An 18,743-nucleotide genomic window follows, 5' to 3' on the forward strand; every position below is an offset into this window, starting at 1 on the left:
TCACGGACGTCTGGCCGTCACGGACGATGGGGAGTGCCCCACGCCCCCATCGTCGAACACTCCACCCGTGTTACTTCAACCGATTAATCCAACGGCAGGACATTTTTTGGTGGGTCAGCTACGAAACGCCCCGGGATGCGTCTGCTCCCGCACGGACACGTACTGTTGCCGCACCGCCTGCCCCACCGCCAGCTCCTCACCGGGCTCCAGCACCTGCGCGGTGGCCCCCTGCCAGGCCGGCGGGGTCCGCGGATCGAGCGTCCCCTGCGTCACCCCGAGCGCCCAGGCGGCCTGCCGCGCGGCACCGATGGCCGCGTAGTCGGCGGGCTGCGGTACGACGACCTGCGCCCCGAACAGCATCGGCGCCGCGGCCTGTACGGCCGGCAGCTCGGCGGCTGACCCGAGCAGGAACACCCGCTGTACGTCGACTCCCCGCCCCCGCAGCACATCCAAGGCGTCCGCGAGCCCGCACAGCATGCCCTCGAAGGCGGCCCGCGCCAGATGCTCGGCCTTCATGGACTCCCGCCGCAGCCCGGCGAGCGTCCCGGCGGTGTGCGGCAGACTCGGCGTCCGCTCACCCTCCAGATAGGGCAGCATGACCAGCCCATGAGCGCCGGGAGTCGACTTCATTGCGAGGTCGGACAGACTCTCCAGATCCCCGAGCCCCAACAACTCGGCGGTCCCGCGCAGGGTCCGTACGGCATTCAGCGTGGTCACGACAGGCAGATGCAGCCCGGTCGCGTCGGCCAGCGAGGTGATCATCCCGGTCGAGTCGAAGAGCGCCTCGGGGTGTACGGCCATCACGGACCCGGAGGCCCCGAGCGACACCACGACGTCCCCGAGCCCGAGCCCGAGCCCGAACGCGGCGGCCATGGTCTCCCCGGTCCCGGCGGAGATGAGCAGCCCCTCGGGCGTCGTACCGGCGGCATCGGACGGGCCGAGCACCTCGGGCAGCATGGCCTGCCGCCCGAGCGCGAGCTCGACGAGATCACCGCGATAAGCCCCCATGGCGGCGGACCAGTACCCGGTCCCGGAGGCCCCACCCCGATCGGTGGTCCTCCGCACGGGCCGCCCGAGCAACTGCCACACCAGCCAGTCGTGCGCCTGCATGAGGACGGCGGTCCGCTGGGCCGCCTCCGGCTCGTTCCGCGCCAGCCAGCGCAGCTTGGTCACCGGCTGCGCGGCCTGCGGCACACACCCCACGGCCTGCGCCCACGCCTCACGCCCACCGAGCGCGTCGATCAGATCGGCGGCGGCGACCTGCGCCCGCTTGTCCCCGCCGACCATCGCCGGCCGTACGGTGTTGCCCTGCGCGTCGACCGGCACGAGCGCGTTCTGCTGCGCGGACACACCGATGGCCTGCACGCCTTCGAGGAGCCCGCCGCCGGCGGCCTCACCGAGGGAGAGCAGCCAGGCCTGCGGATCGACATCGGACGGCCGCCCGCCGCTCCCACCCTCGGCGCCTTCCATCGGATGCGGCGCATAGCCCTGCCGCAGCACGGACCCCGTGTCCGCGTCGCAGACGACGATACGAGTGAAATCGGGCGAACTGTCCAACCCGGCGACTATCCCCATGGCGAAAATTCTGCCGTACGCGGAGAGGTGAACGCGCCGGGTCGGGTTTCCGTCAGGGACAACCTGTGCGTTGTCGGTGTCCAGGGGCCGTGCGGAGGCGCCAGATGTGGCGATGCCGACACCCGTGACACCCCTGACGCCCCCGCCCCGGGTCGCTCAGGTGTTGCTGGTGCCCCAGTCGTCCTCGCCACCTCCCGTGGCGTTGCGCTCGCGCAGGGAGCGCACCCGGTCGGCCACGGAGTCGGGCACCCGGTCGCCGACCTTCTCGCTGACGGTGTGGAACGCCTTGCCGGCGAACTCCCGCCCCTGCAGCGCGGCCGACTCGGCGGTGTTGCGGACGGCCGGGTTCTGCGCGACCTGACGGGCGGTCTTCTTCAACTGCTCGTAGCGCTCGCGCCCGGCCCGTGTGCCCAGCACGTAACCCAGGGCCAGTCCGGCGACGAACGTGAGCCGGTAGCGCATGACGGCCACCTTTCCTTGACGAGTGTCGAGTGAGGCGAGTGAGGCGAGTGAGACGAGTGGCTGACGACGGGCGAGGGGTGCACGGCGCGGGGAACCGATTGGCGGAGCACCCCCCTGCTTGCGCTAATGTATGTGTCGCAGCGAGCACACGCCCCCTGGCGAATACCCAGGGAGGTACGTTCGATGCAACGAGGCAATCCTCCGTAGCTCAATTGGCAGAGCAGCCGGCTGTTAACCGGCAGGTTACTGGTTCGAGTCCAGTCGGGGGAGCTTCGGTCTTCCGTAGCTCAATTGGCAGAGCAGCCGGCTGTTAACCGGCAGGTTACTGGTTCGAGTCCAGTCGGGAGAGCACTTGAACGAGGACCCCGTTGGGGTCCTTTTTCATGTCCGGGGGAACCGCGCGAGCCGCGTCCGGGTCCTCATGGTCATGCGAAGTCGACCATCCGAAGCAGGAGATCGTATGAGCGGCTATGCTGCGGCAGACGGCGCGCACAAATGTGCGCGACGCGCCGTAATGGGGCGGTAGCTCAGCCGGTTAGAGCAGCGGACTCATAATCCGTCGGCCGTGGGTTCGAGTCCCACCCGCCCCACTGTGCCCCCCCTGTGACCTGCGGAAACGTCTCATCTGGGGTGTGGATTCAGGGCGTTGGTCCACGGGGCTGAATCCGCTGCTCGTGAGTTCGACTCCGTTGCCATCAGCGTTAGTTGAGGTCACTGTGACCTGCGCAGACGTATCAGCCCACGGCTGGAGGATGGCGTCGTCGGTGGGCTGTGCGAGGGTCTGGACGTCGAATTCTGGACGCTGGCTGGACGCGAGATCCGGAAGTGGTGTCGCCTGGTGACCCCTGGGTGTCGGGAGACGGTGGCGCACGATGATCAGGGTGCTGGGCGCCCCATACATCACGGCGTAGCCGCCGACCTCGGGGCGGCGAGAAACGGCCCGTACAGGAAACGGTACGAAGGGACACTCGGGGTGCGCGGAGACGACTGTGGACGTTCACCCCGTTCCGTACGAGGTGCTCGTCCTTTGGCGCGGAGGGACGGGGGCAAGCCCAGCCCGCGCGGAGCCGATGCGACGTCCGTGCCGTCCCAGATGTGGATGCCGGAGCTATCCCCGCGTGCGCGAGGCCGACCCGAACTCCGCGAGACACCAGGGCGTGGCGACGGAGCTATCCCCGCGTGCTCGGGGATAGCTCCAGGTAGTCGATGCCCAGCTGTTTTCAGGACAGGTCAGCCCCGGGGGGATAGCTCCATCACGGCCGGTCGGCACATGGACTCGGTACGGTCGGCCCATGCACGCGGGGATAGCTCTAAGAGGGCGGTACGTGACTTGATGTCTGTATTGCCCTGTCGGCTGGGGTAGGCAGGCTGCTCCGAGGGCCGCCGGGCGGCTATGGCCGCGGCTGGGCGAACAATCCCTGCTCGGTCTCGACCAGGATGCCGCGCTCGGTCAGCCGCTTGAGTTTCAGGCGGGTGTTGTTGATGTTGTTGGTCGCGATCTCCATGTCCATCGCCTCGCAGACCTGCCGTGCCCGCAGCGGGGCGTCGGCCGCGGCGAACTGACGGATATCTGCGAAGGACTCCCTTACGGAAGGCGGACCTGGTAGGTGGGCCGCCGCCGGAAAACTGTCATAGGTGTCAGCTGTGGCCGAAGGCCGCCGCGGTGGCCATGCACGAGAGCGATGTGCTCGACGAGGTCACCGAACGCGGGCTGCTGACCAGGAACCTGCGGACCGTGACCGCCCTGACGGGCCCGACGGTCCTCGAGCCGGTGATCGCCGGTGTGACCGCGGGCTCAAAGGGGCGGGCACAGTGTCGCTGGTCGGGCGCCTGTCCATGGGTGAGTGGGGCTGCCGCATGGACAGGCGTGACCGTGGGGCTTCAAGCCGCTTCGAGGAAGGGGTAGTCGGTGTAGCCCTCGGCGTCCGGCCCGTAGAACAGTTCCGGCCGCGGCTCGTTCTCCGGGTTGCCACCCTGCCAGCGCTCGACCAGGTCGGGGTTGGCGATGAGGGCCCGGCCCACGGCCACGGCGTCGGCGTGGCCGGCCTCGATCTGCTGGAGCGCCCGCTCGCGGGTGGTCTGCCCCCCGCCGAGGGGGCCGTTGTTGACGATCAGCTTGCCGTCGAAGCGCCGCCGCAGCTCCTGTACCAGCTCGCCGCCCGGCTCGGTGTGCAGGACGGAGAGGTAGGCCAGGCCCAGCGGGCGCAGTTGGTCGAGCAGGGTGCCGTAGGTGGCCAGGACGTCGTCCCGGTCGGTCTCGAAGACGTCCCCGAAGTCGACCTCCGGCGAGATCCGCAGCCCGACTCGCTCGGCACCGACGGCCTGGGCGATGGCCGTGACGACCTCGACGACGAAGCGGGCGCGGTTCTGCGGCGAGCCGCCGTATTCATCGGTGCGCTGGTTGGCCGCCGGGGAGAGGAACTGGTGGAGCAGGTAGCCGTTGGCGCCGTGGATCTCCACGCCGTCCGCTCCCGCCTCGATGGCCCGGCGGGCTGCGGTGACGAAGTCCTCCAGGGCTGCACGGACCTCTGCGGTGGACATCGCTTCCGGTACGGGGTAGGGCTGCTCGCCCTTCTCGGTGAACGTCTCGCCGGTCCTGGCGATCGCGCTGGGGGCGAGGACGCGGCGGCCGCCGTTGATGGCGGGGTGGGTTTGGCGGCCGGCGTGCATGATCTGCAGGACGATGCGGCCGCCCTCGGCGTGCACCGCCTCGAACACCCGCTGCCAGCCGGCCGCCTGCTCCTCGGTGGCGATGCCCGGCTCACCGACATACCCCTGCGACGCGTGGTCGGGGTAGGTGCCCTCGGCGATGATCAGCCCGACGCTCGCCCGCTGCCGGTAGTACTCGACCATCAGATCCCCGGGAATGCCGGAGGAACCGGCCCGGACCCGGGTCATCGGTGCCATGACGACGCGGTTGGCAAGCTCGATCTTCCCGAGAGAGACGGGGGAGAAAAGTGATGGAGCGGGCGAAACTTCTGAAGTGTTGACAGGCATGGTTTTCTTTCTGCAATACGGAGGGAAACGGGATGAAGGTCTGCGACGCAGGGCGTCCACGCTGTCCCGGCGGAGGCGCGGATGCGGTCCTCGGGCAGGCGCGGGCCCGCTGACGGTGACGCGGTTCCAGGACCGCGATCGGGGTGTTGGCGGCGAACGCGGTGAGAGCCGCATGCCGTCGGCGTCGGTGTCGACGCCGGTTCAAGCGCAACTGCCCGCCGGAGTACGGGTGTTCGCTCCCTGTACACGATCAGCGGCCGGCCAGGTGACGAAGTCTTGGGTGCCGCCGCCGGAGTCGGTACGGATCGGTGTCCGCACCCGCGCCGCGACCGACTCCCTCGATGCGCCCCCGCGATGAGGACCGATATACGGCTTCACCTGGAACGCGCTTGCGGCGGTGGCGGGCACAGCGATCTCAGCGATCCTCATTCTCGCCGGCCTGAGGCACTTCCGCCGGCCGATCGCCCATCGGACAGCCTGCTTCACGAAAGCGCGGGCCTAGCTGAGCGGCACGTCCGCGACGCCCTTGAGGTGGCTGAACGTCTCGAGGGAGTACCGGCCGTGGTATCGGCCCATGCCGCTTTCGCCGACGCCACCGAAAGGCAGTCCCGGCATGAGCAGTTGCATCACCGGCTGGCCCCAGGCGACGCCGCCGGAGGACGTCTCGTTCAGGAGGCGAGACTTGGTGGCCTCGGACTCGGTGAAGGCGTAGAGCGCGAGGGGCTTGTCGCGTTCGTTGATGAAGGCGATGGCGGCATCGAGGTCTTCGACTTCCACGACGGCGAGGATCGGACCGAAGATCTCCTCCTGCATGACCGGCGATGCGGGGTCGACATCGGTGAGCACCGTCGGTGCGATGAACAGGTCGTCACGGTCGTGCTGGCCTCCCACCGCCGCCCGGCCGGAGTCCAGCAGAGCGGTGAGCCGGTCGAAGTGCCGCTCGTTGATGATCCGGCCGAAGCCGGCCGAGGTCTGCGGGCTGGTGCCGAACTGAGCTTCTACCGCCGCACGCAGGGCGGGGACCAGTGCGGCGGCGGTGGCAGGATCGGCCAGGACATAGTCGGGGGCTATGCACTGCTGCCCCGCATTGCCGAACTTGGCACCGACCAGCCGCTTGGCGGTCTCGTCCACGTCGGCGTCAGCCGCTACGAAGACCGGCGACTTGCCCCCGAGTTCGAGCGTGACGGGGGTGAGGTTCTTGGCTGCTGCGGCCATGACGATCCGGCCGACCGTGCCATTGCCGGTGTAGAAGATCTGGTCGAAACGCTGCGCCAGGAGGGCCGTGGTCTCCTCGGCGCCTCCCTCGACCACGGTGAGCACATCGGCGTCGAAGTACTCACGCAGGAGGCGTGAAGCGACCGCCGAGGTGTGCACCGACATCTCGCTCGGCTTGGCCACCACGGTGTTTCCGGCGGCCAGGGCGCCGATGATGGGGTCGATGAGAAGGTGCAGCGGGAAATTCCAGGGAGCGATCACCAGGACGACCCCGAGCGGGTCGTACGTGGTGTAGGCCGTTGTCGTGGGACCGAAGTGGGCAGGAACCTCCACCGGGCGGGGCTGAAGCCAGCTCTCGAGATTCGCCAGCGTCTCGTCGATGTCGGCGACGGTGAAGTCGATCTCCTGAGTCTTGGCCTCGGCGGCGTTCTTCCTCAGGTCAGCCCAGAGGGCTTCGATCAGCTCCTGCTCGTTCTCGACCAGCAGTGCCCGCAGCCGCTGCAGTTGACTGACGCGCCAGTCCAGTCCGCGGGTGACGCCGGTGTTGAACGTCGCACGAAGACGGCCGACCACCTCCGCGGCCGTTTCGGTCCGGTGCGTCCTCGGCTCGGTCGCCTGTGTTGTGGTCATGGGGTGTGCTCCGTTCTTGATGCAGGCCGCGCCGTCAAAGGCGTTCGTGGCATGCCGTAGTACCGGTGATGGGCAACCCGGTGGATGACGGATGAAGGGTCAATCCGTGCCTTCACTGTAACCCATGTACGCGCCGACGCGAACATAGGGCAGGGGTTATTCTTTCCTCATGGCCAGCCGCACCTCATCCCCCCTCGTCCACCCCGACACGGACGACCTCGACCTCTTCAAGATCATGAGCGCGCTGACCGACGAGACCCGGCTCACCATCGTCGTCACCCTCTCCGTCTCCCCCGGTCTGGCCTGCAGCGGCTTCACGCAGGACGTCACCGCGTCCGTACTCACCCGCCACTTCCGCGTCCTGCGCGAGGCCGGCCTCATCCGGCAGCACGATGTCGGCACCCGCCGTTTCAACACGCTGCGCAAGGAAGATCTGGACCAGCGGTTCCCCGGACTGCTCGACCTCGTCCTCAAGGAGAGCGTCGGCCGCGTGGAGCCCTACGTGAACGCCGAGTGCGCCTGACCCTCCGGGGCGCCCCTCCGCGACCGCGACGAACCGGACCCACCGCAGCCAGGTGCCCAGCTTGCGGTCGGCTTCGATCACGTCGAACAACACCTCGTGCGCCGAGCGGCAGTAACCGGTGCCCCAGCAAGGCGATACGCCACCGGCCCCGACGTACCCGCTTACACGGAGGCGACGTACTACGCCGAATCCGGTTCCCCGTCGGCAGAGGCACTACGACTGCTGGCCAGCTGGGGCACCGACGCGACAAGGGCGGGAGCCGGGATGCCGCCGGCACGCACGGCTTGATGAACAGTTGATCATCGGTAGTTGGCTGCGCGCCACGCCCAGCGTCCTTTCGCACGCCAGACGCCTCCGGGGGCGGTGTCGGGTTCAGGACGGCGCGGGTGGCGCGGGCGTGCTGCGGGTAGGCAGTGGAAGAACGGTGCCGCCGCTGCGCAGGGCGTCGTTTTCGAGGGCCGGCCGGCGGATGGCCTCCTCGTACAGGTTCCGGCGGGCTGACTTCTCCCCGCACGTCTGCCGCGTCGACATCAGGTACCGCTCCAGGTGACGCACCCGCAGCTCCTCCACCCGTCGCGGCGGTTCCGTGAGCCCGTTGACCGTGGACACCTCCCGGTCCCAGCTCGTGTCTTACAGACGAGGTCCACGCTCGCCGCGACGACGCCACCACTCGTACGCCGCCCGGTCATCCATGGACGCGTCGCGCCAGTCACGCCGGCCTCGCGCGAACCACAGAAAGTCGAAGTACGTGCGCAGATCCCGGGCTAACTGGCTGACTACAGCTTTGGCCAGCTGCCCAACGCGAGGTTCGCGACTTGCAGCAGCTCAGGGCGGGAACTACCACTCGCGGCCTGGACGGCAATCCCATTGGCGACTGTTCTCAGGTAGAGCGCAAGAAGATGAGGATCTGTGGAAGGCGGAAGGTCACCGGCGTCCACCGCCTGTTGAAACCGGCGCGTCAAGTGGGCTATCCCCTCCTCGCGCCATGCGATGAGTGCGTCTCGGACCGGGCGGCTCTCATCCCCGGCAGCCAACGCACCCAGCACGCCAAGACAGCCCGTGGGCAATCCCGGCATGGTTGCCGCCTCGACCGTCCCGTGGAGCACAGCAGTAGCCACCGCTCCACTTGTGGGCTCTGCCAGAGCCCGAGCGAAGTAGGAGGTCAAGCCCTCGGTGTACCGCTCCAGCGCCTTGTAGAAGAGGTCTTCTTTGTTGCCGAACGCCCTGTACAGGCTGGGGCGGCTGATACCCATCGCTTCGGTGAGGTCGTCAAGGCTGGCGCCCTCGAAACCCTTTGACCAGAACACCAGGACTGCACGATCGAGTGCCTCGTCGATGTCGAACGCGCGAGGCCTGCCAGGAGGGACCGGTGTCGTCGAGCTCATTTCTTCATCCTACCCCTTCGATACCGATCGGTACGGATGTGCTAACGTGTTTCGTACCAATCGGTACGCTATACGGAGAGGCGACATCATGTCACAGACCGTACTCATCACTGGCGGAACCTCAGGCATCGGCTTGAGCCTCGCGCAATCCTTCGTGGATCTCGGGGCGTCCGTCGTCGTTTGCGGGCGTTCGCAGGCTGCGCTTGACCGATTCGCGCAGGCACACCCGCAGGCGCTGGCTGTGCGGGCCGATGTGACGGACGCAGCTGACCGGGCAGCGTTGCTGCAAGCAGTCGCTGATCGCTTCGGGCGTTTGGACGTGTTGGTCAACAACGCCGGTACGTTCGAGGAACGAGACTATGCCGCCGGCAAGGACCCCAATGCGACTCTCGATGCCGAGGTGGCGTTGAACCTCACCGCCCCCATCCACTTGACGGGTGAAGTGCTCGAGCGATGGCCATCGCCCGACGCGATCGTATTCATCACCTCGGGGTTCGCTTTGGTCTCGCCCACTCGCGCGCCTACCCACGGCGCGGTGAAGGCCGGCCTGCACGGCTTTGCGGACGGCTTGCGCCGTCAACTCGTCCCGCAGGGCACCCATGTCCTCGAGGTCCTCCCACCGTCTACGGACACGCCCATGAACGCCGAAGCCACGGGGAAGAAACTGACTCCCGCACAGGTGGCGGCGGTCACGATGAAAGCTCTTCGGCGAGGGCGGAACATGGCATTCCCCGGTCAGACGAAAGTCATGCCCGCCATGCTGCGCATCGCGCCGGGCACACTACGACGCGTCGTCGCCGAGCTCTGAACCCCATAGAAATCATCGCGGGTGCCGGAGACGAGGCCCAGGTTCCAGCCCAGCCGCGGCAGGCGCCGCGGCGGCGGTGATTCCGGCGACGAGGAGGGTGAGGCCGGAGGCTGCGGCTTTCGGCGTACGGCCGTACCGGTCGACGAGCCAGCCGGTCAGTGGGGAGGGCAATGCAGACATCGAGTCACGTACCGCCCTCTAAGGCGGATGATCTCCTGGACACCTTCAATGAGTCGGCCCCGCGCACGCGGGGATAGCTCCCAGACAGCGACATGGGCGCCGCGGGAATAGTGGTTCGCCCCGCGCAAGCGGAGGTGAACCGGCGGTAGAGGATCTTCCCGCGTGGGCCGAAGTCTGTTCTCCGCGCGAGCGGAGGTGAATTGCGTGGCTGAGCAGCCAGCCGATTCGGTCGTAGGCGAGGACCTGGTGGCCGACCATGATCACAAGGAGCCGGCGGGCCGCGGCGCAGGCCGGCGAAGTTGAGCGCGGCCACCGCGCCGAAGAACACAGTGAGTTCGAGGAGCAGGCGCACTGGTCCGGGGGTGTGGATATCGCTCTCGCCAGAACGGGACGGGGCATCCGGCACGGCGAAGGAACCCCACGCCCAGCCCACAGCCACGGGCAGTGCGACGACCAGCAGCCAGCGCCACGGAGAGGGGACCTTGCGCCGGGACCCTCGACGACGCCCGCCGGTACGTCGCCGACATGCTCGCCGGCATGGACGTCCGGTACGACCTGGGCGACGCCCACCGGCTCGTCGGCACCCTGTGCCCGGACATGAAGTTGACGCTGGAGCGGCCCGACCCGGACGTCGTCACCGCGGTGACCCGGTCGGCGGACCTGCTGCGTGAGGGTCGTGGGCTCCTGCTCGACCTCGTCGACCGCGCAGAGGTCCGCGACGCCGCGGCCGCGTGGACCGGACGGGTCAACACCGTCACCGCCCGCACGGACCGGGTGGACGTCGATGCGTTGCTCATCCGGCCCGACGGCTGTGTCGCCTGGGCCTTGCCCACCGGGCAGGACCTCGACGCCACCACGCTGGTACGTGCGCTGGGCACATGGTTCGGCCAACCGGCCTGAGCAGCGTTTTAACGGTCGTCTCAGGTTCGCTCAATAGGAAGAGGCATCCAGATAAGCGATGCAACCCGTATGTAGGAGGCTAGTGATGGCAGTCAACGCAGCGCCGTCCGGGGAAGCGCCGGCCGGTCGGTTGGCAGGCCGGTGGGTGCCATGGTTGGTGATTGGCTTGTGGCTGGTGCTGGCGGCGGGCATGGTGCCGCTGAGCGGAAAGTTGAGCTCGGTCACCACCGACAGCGCCGTAGACACCCTGCCGGCCAGTGCCGAGTCCACCAAGGTGGCGGTGCTGGACGACAGTCTCCCCGGCGGTGACAACAACACGTTCGTCTTCGTGTACCACCGCGCCGGCGGCATGACGGACGCCGACCGCGCGACGGTCGAGCGCCACTACAACACCCTTGCCAAGCGGTACCCGCCGAAGGCGACGGCGGCGGCCGGCGAGGACGACGAGGGCTCACCGACGAGCCCCTCCACCGACCGCAAGGCGATGATGTTCACCCTCGAGGTGAGCACGGCCTACGGCGCACCGGAGGACATCGTCGGCCCGTTACGTGACGCCGCGAAGGACCGCCCCTCCGGCCTCGAACTCGACGTGACCGGCCCGGGCGCGATCGACGGCGACATGGAGGCCGTCTTCGACGGCATCGACGTGCAGGTCCTCCTCACCACCATCGTCGTCGTCACGCTCCTGCTCATCCTCACCTACCGCAGCCCGGTGTTGTGGATCATCCCGCTGGTGGCCGTCGGCGCGGCCGCACTGACTTCGATGGGGACCGTCTACCTGCTCGTCAAGGGCTTCGGCATCGTGGTCAACGACCAGAACTCGGCGCTGCTGACGATCCTGGTATTCGGCGTCGGCACGGACTACGCGCTGTTGCTCATCGCCCGATATCGGGAGGCACTGCACCACCACGAGAACGTCCGGGTCGCGATGGTCCACGCGCTGCGCGGCGCGGCGCCGGCCATCGTCGCGTCCGCGGCCACCGTGGTCGCCGGCCTGCTCTGCCTGCTCGTCGCGGACCTGAACAGCACCAGCGGGCTGGGCCCGATCGGTGCGGCCGGCATCCTGTGCGCGCTGGTGGCCATGCTGACGCTGTTCCCGGCGGTGCTCGTGGTGTTCGGCAGGCGGATCTTCTGGCCGGCCATCCCGCGGTTCAGCACGGCCGTGGAGGAGAAGCCGGGGCTGTGGGGACGGCTCGGCACCGCCATCAGCCGCCGCCGGTGGGTGGCGACGCTCGGCTCGCTCGGAGCCCTCGGCGTGCTCGCCCTCGGGCTGGCGGGCAACACCGGCGCCCTGCGGGAGCAGGACCAGTTCCTGTCCGCGCCGGAGTCGGTCACCGGCTTCACCGTTCTCCGCCAGCACTTCCCGGAGCTCGGCGGCCAGCCGATGACGGTCTTCACGCGGCCGGCGCACCAGGAGCGGGTGCTCGACATCGTCAAGGACACGCGCGGTGTGGCCCTGGCCGTCCCGGAGCAGACCAGCGGTGGCTGGGCCAACATCTCCGTGTTCCCGAAGGACGCGCCGGACACCGTCGCGGAGTACGACACGATCAAGCGGGTGCGCACCGCCGTGCACGCGGTGAGCGGGGCGGAGGCGATCGTCGGCGGGCCGAGTGCGGAGAACCTCGACACCGAGGTGACCACCAGGCGCGACGAGAAGCTGGTGATCCCGCTGATGCTCGCCGTCGTCCTGATCGTCCTCGGGCTGCTGCTGCGCGCGATCCTGGCCCCGCTGGTCCTGATGGCCACCGTGATCGTCTCATTCGCCGCAGCCTTCGGCGGCAGCGTGTTCGTCTTCGACACGATCCTCGGGTTCAAGGGGATCGACTATTCGGTGCCGCTGCTGGCATTCCTGTTCCTGGTGGCGCTCGGCGTCGACTACAACATCTTCCTGGCCAGCCGGGCCCGGGAGGAGACCGTGCGTCTCGGCACCAGAGAGGGCATGCTCAAAGCCCTCTCGGCCACCGGTGGCGTCATCACCTCGGCAGGCCTGGTCCTGGCGGCCACGTTCGCGGTCCTCGCCACACTTCCGCTGGTGATGCTGATCGAGGTCGGGTTCCTGGTCGCCTTCGGCGTGCTGCTCGACGCCCTGCTGGTGCGGTCGGTCCTGGTGCCCGCCCTCACCCTGCTGATCGGCCGCCGGATCTGGTGGCCGAGCCGGCTGTCCCGTCCAGCGGCGGAGCTGCCGGACGGTCAACAGCCGCTCGCCGACGACGAGGAGCCCGCGCTGCAACGGTGAGCGCGGCGGCACGGACGAGATCCGGGACGGGGCCCCAGGCCCGTCCCGGATTTCTTTCATGGGCCCGACGGTCGCCGCCCTTTGGTCCTGCGCCACGCGCCGGGGCTGGGGTCGGCGCACCGCGGTGTCCTGTCCCGACGGTGAGCCGCGCGGGGCCATGCCCGAGGGCCGCCGTCCCTTGTCCTGCGCCGCGCCGCCGGGGCGGGTCAGCGCACCGCGGTGTCCTCCCCGGCGGTGAGCCGCGCGATCGGGGCGGGCGGGGCCGCGGCCGGAAGGTCGACCCGGAGCAGCGCGCCACCGCGTGCGGAGCGGGCGACGGTGGCCCGGCCGCCGTGGGCGTCGACGACCCGCTGCACGATCGACAGCCCCAGACCGGATCCCGGCAACGCCCGGGCGCTGTCGGCACGGTAGAACCGGTCGAACACCCGCGGTACGTCGGCGGCGTCGATGCCCGGTCCGGCGTCGTCGACCTCGAGCACCGCCGACGCGCCCTCGGCACGGAGCCGGACCTGGACCGGCTGGTCCGCGGGGGACCACTTGCCGGCGTTGTCGATGAGGTTGAGCACCGCCCGCTCGAGCGCAGCGGGACGCCCGCTCACCCACACGGAGGTCACGTCGAGCGCGACCTCGATGTCGGGCATGCGGGAACGCGCCCGGGTCGCGGCGGCCACCACCACGTCGGCGAGGTCGAGCACCTCGGTGTTCTCGTCGCTGACGTCACCGCGCGCCAGGTCGGTCAGCTCGGCGGCAAGGGTGCTCAACTCGGCCACCTGGGCGCCGAGATCGTTGAGCAGCCGGGTCCGGCTCTCCGCCGGCAGTGCGCTGTCCAGGGTGCCGCGCCGATCGAGCCGGATCAGCAGCTCGGCGTTGAGGCGCAGGCTGGTGAGCGGGGTCTTGAGCTCGTGGGCGGCGTCCTCGGCGAGCAGCCGCTGGGCCCGCCGGGAGTCCCGGAGCGCGGCGAGCATGTCGTTGATCGACTGGATCAGCCGCCGGATCTCCCCACCGCCCTCGTCCGGGATGTCGGCGTCGAGATCCCGGGTGTGCGCGACACGTACCGCGGCGGCGGTCAGCCGGTCGATCGGTGCCAGCCCGGTCCGCGCCACGGTCCGCCCGACAAGGGCGCCGCCGACCACGCAGAGCAGCCCGATCAGCAGCATGCCAAACCCGAACCGGTTGATCGGGCTGTCGTCGACGACGTGGGCCACCTGGACCGCGCCGTCGCCCGCCCGCAGCGTGTAGATGAGGTAGCCGTCGTCGTCGCTGTCGTTCGACTCCATCAGGTCGGCCGACGCGCCCTGCGCCACGCGCCCGGCGTGCTCGCTGACGGGGGGCAGCGCGGGTTGGCCGGCCGGCGTCCGGGTCGAGCCGTCGGGCAGGATGACCCGCACCAGCCGACCGGATCCGGGATACGGCGGTAGCTCGACCTGCGCCAGACCGGCGCGCTCCGCGTTCGTCGCCAGGACGCGGGAGTCGGCGCGCAGCTGATTCTCGGCGGTGTCCCGCAGCTCCCAGTCCAGTAGCTCGCTGGCCACCTGGAAGGCCACGAACACGCTGACCGCGATGGCCGTCGCCGCGATCACCGTCAGCCTGGTCCGCAGGGACCGCCGGCGCCACCATCGGGTCAGCCGGCGCGGTTCCCGGCCGGCGGACCTGCTCACGGAGGAGTCTCCCGCAACGTGTATCCCAGGCCGCGCAGCGTGTAGATCAATCGCGGCTCACCCTCGGCCTCCATCTTGCGGCGCAGGTAGCTCACGTACACCTGGAGGTTGTTGGCGGTGGCGCTCATGTCGAAGCCCCAGATCGCCTCGAACAGCGCGTCGCGGGTCAAGACCCGGGTCGCGTTGCGCATGAGGACCTGCAGGAGGGAGAACTCGGTCCGGGTCAGGCGCAGCGGCCGCCCGCCCCGCCACGCCTCGAACCTGTCGGGATCGAGCCGGACATCGGCGAACGACAGGATCTGCGACTCCCCGTCGGTCGGCGTGCGCCGGCGCAGCAGGGCCCGCACCCGGGCCAGCAACTCCTCGGTGGCGAACGGCTTGGGCAGGTAGTCGTCGGCGCCCGCGTCCAGCCCCGCGACCCGGTCGGAGACCTGGTCACGGGCCGTCAGCATCAGCACCGGCAGATCCCGACCCGCGGCCCGCAACCGCCGGCAGGTCTCCAACCCGCCGAGGCGGGGCATCATCACGTCGAGGATCAGCAGATCCAGCGTGTCACCGCCGGCCCCACCGAACCCGTCGAGCACGGCGAGACCGTTGGCGACGGTGCTGGTGTCGTAACCCTCGACCTGGAGCACCCGCTCCAGCGACTCACGGATGGCCACTTCATCATCCGCGATCATGATCCGCACGCCGGCCCGCCCCCTTCCAGTCGATGTTTTTGCCGCTCACTGTCCCCGATCAACCTGAGGCCAGGATTAGAGCGTCGCTGGGGACCGCGCTCTTACGGATACCTAAGAAATGGAACCTACTACGAGCATCTGCCCCGCAGTTCGGAGTCGCGGGTGTACTGGGCGATGACCGCGGTGATACTGCGTCGGCTGACCGGGGCGACCACATCGGCCTGGCGCACCGCATGACCGGCGGGGAGCTGACGCTCGGCGCGGTGCCGGCGCGGCTGGAGGAGCGGGAACGCGAGATCACCGCACAGGCCGAGACGATGCGGGAACAGGTCGCGCAGCTGACCGCACAGCTCGACGAACCCGGCCGGGCCGCCGAGGAAGTCCGGATCACCCGCAAGACACTGCTGGGGCTGCCGGACCCCGGGCCGCCCGCGCCGCCGGCACCGAAGCTGCCGGATCATCCGGCCTACCAGCAGATCATGGCGGTGTTCACCGCGGCCGACCACCCGCTGCGGGCCCGGCAGGTGTGCGAGGCCATGGACCTGGCGGTCGCGCCCAACAACATCAACAACGTCCGCCTCAGGCTCAAGCGGCTGGCCGGCCGCGGGATCCTGACCGAGACCGAGCCAGGCTTGTTCACCCAGCCTCGGCCGTAGCCGACCGACGTCGCCACGACCTGCCCGCTCGTCCCGCACGAAACGAAGAATCGGGCATCAGGTCTCATACCGCCCTCTGAAGACATCTTGGCCAACGACATCGGTCGTAGAAGGCTCTGCCCCGACTGCTGGGGTGGAGCCATCGTGCGTTGGAAGGGGAATCCGCTGCGCGCGGGTTCGGGACCCCTTCCTGGGCTGGCACAACCGGCCCTGCGTCGGCCAAGCCTGTCCATCCGGGACGTGTTCGGGACACGTTCGGGACGCAAGGATAGGAACAGACCGACAAAGGCGAAGGGATGCCGACGCGGCAGTCGAGTACCGGGCGGGCATGCCGGCGCCAGGCCGCGTCCAGGGGCGCGTCGACCGTGCGGTCGGCGGGGTTGGCCCGGCGCTCGCATCCTGGTCTCGCCCGTGGACCTCGTCGCCGAGAGCAGACAGCGTGTTTCCGCGCGCCGAAACGACGGCGGAGGAGATCGCGGCGGCCGGGCGGCGATGGCATATCCGTACATGGACTACGTACTCCTACCGACGTGTCCCTGACACCTGTGCCGTTTTCTTGGATTCATGACGACACCGAGCGTGAAAGCGCAGATGCCGAAGAGTGTCAGGCTGGCGTTGGTGGGGGTATGGGTCCAGGCCGTGCTGAACCTGGCGGTGGGATTCCTGTTGCTGGCCTTGGTGAACGACGCGGCGGACCACGGTCAGGACGAAGGGGCCGGGCTGCTCCGGTTCCTGGCGGTGCTGTCGCTGCTGATGGCCGGGGCGCTTCTGCTATGCGGCGTTTTCGCGGGCAAGCGGTCGAACGGGATACGTGTCACGGTCATCGTTATCGAGGCGCTGAGCCTGCTGAGCGGTGTGCTGGGCCTGCTTCAGGGAAGCGGTGTCTCGGTTCTCCCGGGCATCGCCTTCGCCCTCGCCGTGCTGCGGGGCTTCAGCACCGTGGAAGCCACGAACTGGTTCGACCGATGAGATACGTACCGAGGCGCATACCCGGGCCGAAACACTCCGTCGTGCCTGTCGTCGCGGCCCTCGCCGTGGCCGTCCTGTTCACCGGGGGTTGTTCGAGCGCCCACGGCACCTCCCTTTCCGGGGATCCGTCCGAGAGCGCGACGGGGGTGTCCGAGTCGCCGAGCCCTTCGCCGACCCCGTCTCTCACTCCCCCGTATCCGACCGGGGCGTCCGGTTGCCACGACAACACGGGGTGGACGGCCGAGGAATCCAGGGACTGGGTTCGGAGGGTCGTCGACACGCCCAAGGAGAACTATGTGGGCGAAGGGCTGAGGGTTGTCAGCCTGCCGGGGTACAACGGACCGCTCTGCCGGAAGATCACCGTGCAGGTCGAGTTCTGGAAGCTGGTGTACGGAGTCGCGAACGGCGCCGACGGCGAACGTCTCTCGGACGGGACGCGACCCGCCTATTACTTCGACATCCGCCTGGGGAAACGCGTCGAACTCCATGTGGACGCGAGCGTCGAGCGGAAGATCGCCCTGCCTGCGTCCCTCTACGCGACGGACCGCAGTCCCTGCGAGGGCGCCCTCCTCTCGATCACCGTGGGCAAGCCGCTGACGAGCAGGGAACTGCCCGAGGAGGTCGAGGCCAGCGGCGAAGAGAGCCGCTGGGACAGCGCCACCGTGGACTTCCGGTCGCAGCGGGTCGCCGACTACGAACTGTCCAAGCCCTCGGCACCGCAGGTGTGCAGCCCGGACGGCAAGCCCACCGCCGACCCGGCCGATGTACCCACACCGGGCTCCCAGCCGACGGACCTCTACCCGACAGACCTCTACCCGACGCCCGACCGCAGCTTCGACATCGACGACGTCCTCCGCTCTCCCACGCCCTGAGCCCTTCGCCGGGTCCGGGCGTGCACCGACCTTTTCACCACATCAACGGGCCCTGTCGCAAGGCCAGTTCGGCAGGGCCACCCGACCTCACCTTGGGGGAAATCACATGCGTATACGCACCGCGGCCACCGTCCTTTCCGGCGCCCTCGTACTCTCGGCGCTCGTTCTTCCGGGCGCCGCCCAGGGAGCGGAGCACCCCGGGGCGGCGACGGACCTCAGAGCCTTCGCCTCGCAGAGCGTTCAGCCGAAGGACGCGCTGGGCGGCACCACCTTCAAGAACGGAGTCGTCAACAAGGGCAAGGACATCGTTCTCGGCGTGACGGGCAAGAAGGCCGTTCCCGTCACGTTCACCGCCTTCGACGAGGAAGGCCTGGCCCTCACCATGGCGTTCCTGTGGCAGGGCACCGACAGTTCGAGCACGGACACCATCACCGGCGCCCTGGGGACGGACGACAACCCCGTCTGCACGGAGACGACGGTCGAGGGCGGCTACAGCTACAGCTGCAAGGCGGTCTTCACCATCGACCCCGCGGTCGACTTCAAGGACGGCAACGGCATCGCGGGGCCCTGGAAGCTCTTCCTGGGCGCCTACGACCTCTACGCGAACGCCAGTGCCGACGACGACGTCGCCAGGACCAGCATCAAGCGTGCCGCCAAGCTGACCGTCAACGCCTCCCCGGAGCCGGTGAAGAAGGGCAAGACCATCACGGTCACCGGCAAGCTGACTCGCGCCGACTGGCCCACGGGCAAGACCACGGGCTACGCGACCCAGCCGGTGAAGCTGCAGTTCCGCAAGAAGGGCAGCAGCACCTACACCACCCTCAAGACGGTCAAGACCAGCCGCACCGGCGCCCTGAGCACCACCACCAAGGCCGGCTCCGACGGCGACTACCGCTTCGTCTTCGCCGGCACCTTCACGACCGGCTCCGCGACGGCGCCCGGCGACTTCGTCGACGTCAGGTAGGCGGCTTCCCGGCCGGGACCGCGGTGGCCGGTT

General features: G+C 69.0%; 17 protein-coding genes, 3 tRNA genes and 2 pseudogenes. 12 read left to right on the forward strand and 10 right to left on the reverse strand.

All coding sequences use genetic code 11. The features are described 5' to 3' along the window. Positions 1–114: 114 nt before the first annotated feature. Positions 115–1,575, reverse strand: coding sequence for an FGGY family carbohydrate kinase (locus ACWDR4_RS39825; protein ID WP_450415814.1), 1,461 nt, complete (start codon positions 1,573–1,575; stop codon positions 115–117). 156 nt (positions 1,576–1,731) lie between these two features. Continuing rightward, positions 1,732–2,037 (reverse strand): YtxH domain-containing protein, encoded by a 306-nt coding sequence (locus tag ACWDR4_RS39830; RefSeq protein ID WP_450415815.1) that lies wholly within the window; start codon positions 2,035–2,037, stop codon positions 1,732–1,734. Positions 2,038–2,234: 197 nt separating this feature from the next. On the opposite strand from ACWDR4_RS39830, the gene ACWDR4_RS39835 reads away from it, so the two are divergent. From ACWDR4_RS39835 to ACWDR4_RS39845, 3 genes are all read left to right on the forward strand, one after another. Next, positions 2,235–2,307: transfer RNA gene (locus tag ACWDR4_RS39835), tRNA-Asn, on the forward strand. Positions 2,308–2,313: 6 nt separating this feature from the next. Beyond that, positions 2,314–2,386 (forward strand) — tRNA-Asn (locus tag ACWDR4_RS39840). Between the two features lie 167 nt (positions 2,387–2,553). Continuing rightward, positions 2,554–2,627 (forward strand) — tRNA-Ile (locus ACWDR4_RS39845). A 1,291-nt stretch (positions 2,628–3,918) separates the two neighbouring features. Here the strand turns inward: ACWDR4_RS39845 and ACWDR4_RS39850 are convergent. Beyond that, positions 3,919–5,034 (reverse strand): alkene reductase, encoded by a 1,116-nt coding sequence (locus tag ACWDR4_RS39850; RefSeq protein WP_450415816.1) that lies wholly within the window; start codon positions 5,032–5,034, stop codon positions 3,919–3,921. A 498-nt stretch (positions 5,035–5,532) separates the two neighbouring features. Then, positions 5,533–6,879 carry an aldehyde dehydrogenase family protein gene (locus ACWDR4_RS39855; RefSeq protein WP_450415817.1) on the reverse strand — a complete coding sequence of 449 codons (1,347 nt, stop codon included), beginning with the start codon at positions 6,877–6,879 and terminating at the stop codon, positions 5,533–5,535. Between the two features lie 169 nt (positions 6,880–7,048). Here ACWDR4_RS39855 and ACWDR4_RS39860 point away from each other — a divergent pair, with 169 nt between their 5' ends. Together ACWDR4_RS39860 and ACWDR4_RS39865 are read left to right on the forward strand one after the other, a co-directional pair. Further along, entirely contained in the window at positions 7,049–7,402 is a 354-nt protein-coding gene (locus ACWDR4_RS39860) for an ArsR/SmtB family transcription factor (protein ID WP_060895109.1), read from the forward strand. A gap of 174 nt (positions 7,403–7,576) precedes the next feature. Next, positions 7,577–7,690 (forward strand): annotated as a pseudogene (locus tag ACWDR4_RS39865) (transcriptional regulator); the annotation flags it as partial. An 84-nt stretch (positions 7,691–7,774) separates the two neighbouring features. Here ACWDR4_RS39865 and ACWDR4_RS39870 read toward each other — a convergent pair. Continuing rightward, on the reverse strand, positions 7,775–8,011 hold the full coding sequence (locus ACWDR4_RS39870; RefSeq protein ID WP_450415819.1) for a hypothetical protein: 237 nt from the start codon (positions 8,009–8,011) through the stop codon (positions 7,775–7,777). A gap of 167 nt (positions 8,012–8,178) precedes the next feature. Further along, positions 8,179–8,787, reverse strand: coding sequence for a TetR/AcrR family transcriptional regulator (locus ACWDR4_RS39875; protein WP_450415821.1), 609 nt, complete (start codon positions 8,785–8,787; stop codon positions 8,179–8,181). Between the two features lie 88 nt (positions 8,788–8,875). Here ACWDR4_RS39875 and ACWDR4_RS39880 point away from each other — a divergent pair, with 88 nt between their 5' ends. After that, positions 8,876–9,595, forward strand: a complete 720-nt coding sequence (locus tag ACWDR4_RS39880; protein ID WP_450415822.1) for an SDR family NAD(P)-dependent oxidoreductase — start codon at positions 8,876–8,878, stop codon at positions 9,593–9,595. Positions 9,596–9,615: 20 nt separating this feature from the next. On the opposite strand, the pseudogene ACWDR4_RS39885 reads toward ACWDR4_RS39880, so the two are convergent. Further along, a pseudogene (locus tag ACWDR4_RS39885) lies at positions 9,616–9,766 on the reverse strand (MFS transporter); the annotation flags it as partial. Between the two features lie 13 nt (positions 9,767–9,779). After that, positions 9,780–10,214, reverse strand: coding sequence for a DUF2568 domain-containing protein (locus ACWDR4_RS39890; RefSeq protein ID WP_450415823.1), 435 nt, complete (start codon positions 10,212–10,214; stop codon positions 9,780–9,782). 5 nt (positions 10,215–10,219) lie between these two features. Here ACWDR4_RS39890 and ACWDR4_RS39895 point away from each other — a divergent pair, with 5 nt between their 5' ends. Together ACWDR4_RS39895 and ACWDR4_RS39900 are read left to right on the forward strand one after the other, a co-directional pair. Continuing rightward, positions 10,220–10,675, forward strand: a complete 456-nt coding sequence (locus ACWDR4_RS39895; protein ID WP_450415825.1) for an aromatic-ring hydroxylase C-terminal domain-containing protein — start codon at positions 10,220–10,222, stop codon at positions 10,673–10,675. An 85-nt stretch (positions 10,676–10,760) separates the two neighbouring features. Next, a complete protein-coding gene (locus ACWDR4_RS39900; protein ID WP_450415827.1) occupies positions 10,761–12,911 on the forward strand; it encodes an MMPL family transporter in 2,151 nt (716 codons plus the stop codon). Between the two features lie 206 nt (positions 12,912–13,117). Here ACWDR4_RS39900 and ACWDR4_RS39905 read toward each other — a convergent pair whose 3' ends face one another. Beyond that, on the reverse strand, positions 13,118–14,569 hold the full coding sequence (locus ACWDR4_RS39905; protein WP_450415828.1) for a HAMP domain-containing sensor histidine kinase: 1,452 nt from the start codon (positions 14,567–14,569) through the stop codon (positions 13,118–13,120). Continuing rightward, entirely contained in the window at positions 14,566–15,258 is a 693-nt protein-coding gene (locus ACWDR4_RS39910; RefSeq protein WP_362084318.1) for a response regulator transcription factor, read from the reverse strand. The genes ACWDR4_RS39905 and ACWDR4_RS39910 overlap by 4 nt, the downstream gene beginning before the upstream one ends. Positions 15,259–15,482: 224 nt before the next feature. Between ACWDR4_RS39910 and ACWDR4_RS39915 the strand changes: the two genes are divergently transcribed. The 4 genes from ACWDR4_RS39915 to ACWDR4_RS39930 all read left to right on the forward strand — a co-directional run bounded on the left by ACWDR4_RS39915 (position 15,483) and on the right by ACWDR4_RS39930 (position 18,710). Continuing rightward, positions 15,483–15,905, forward strand: a complete 423-nt coding sequence (locus ACWDR4_RS39915) for a hypothetical protein (protein WP_450415830.1) — start codon at positions 15,483–15,485, stop codon at positions 15,903–15,905. A gap of 564 nt (positions 15,906–16,469) precedes the next feature. Further along, positions 16,470–16,874, forward strand: a complete 405-nt coding sequence (locus ACWDR4_RS39920) for a hypothetical protein (RefSeq protein ID WP_450415831.1) — start codon at positions 16,470–16,472, stop codon at positions 16,872–16,874. Between the two features lie 41 nt (positions 16,875–16,915). Further along, on the forward strand, positions 16,916–17,746 hold the full coding sequence (locus ACWDR4_RS39925) for a hypothetical protein (RefSeq protein WP_450415832.1): 831 nt from the start codon (positions 16,916–16,918) through the stop codon (positions 17,744–17,746). Between the two features lie 106 nt (positions 17,747–17,852). Then, positions 17,853–18,710 carry a hypothetical protein gene (locus tag ACWDR4_RS39930; RefSeq protein ID WP_450415834.1) on the forward strand — a complete coding sequence of 286 codons (858 nt, stop codon included), beginning with the start codon at positions 17,853–17,855 and terminating at the stop codon, positions 18,708–18,710. Positions 18,711–18,743: the final 33 nt, after the last annotated feature.

This window comes from Streptomyces sp. NPDC000878 (assembly GCF_053599695.1).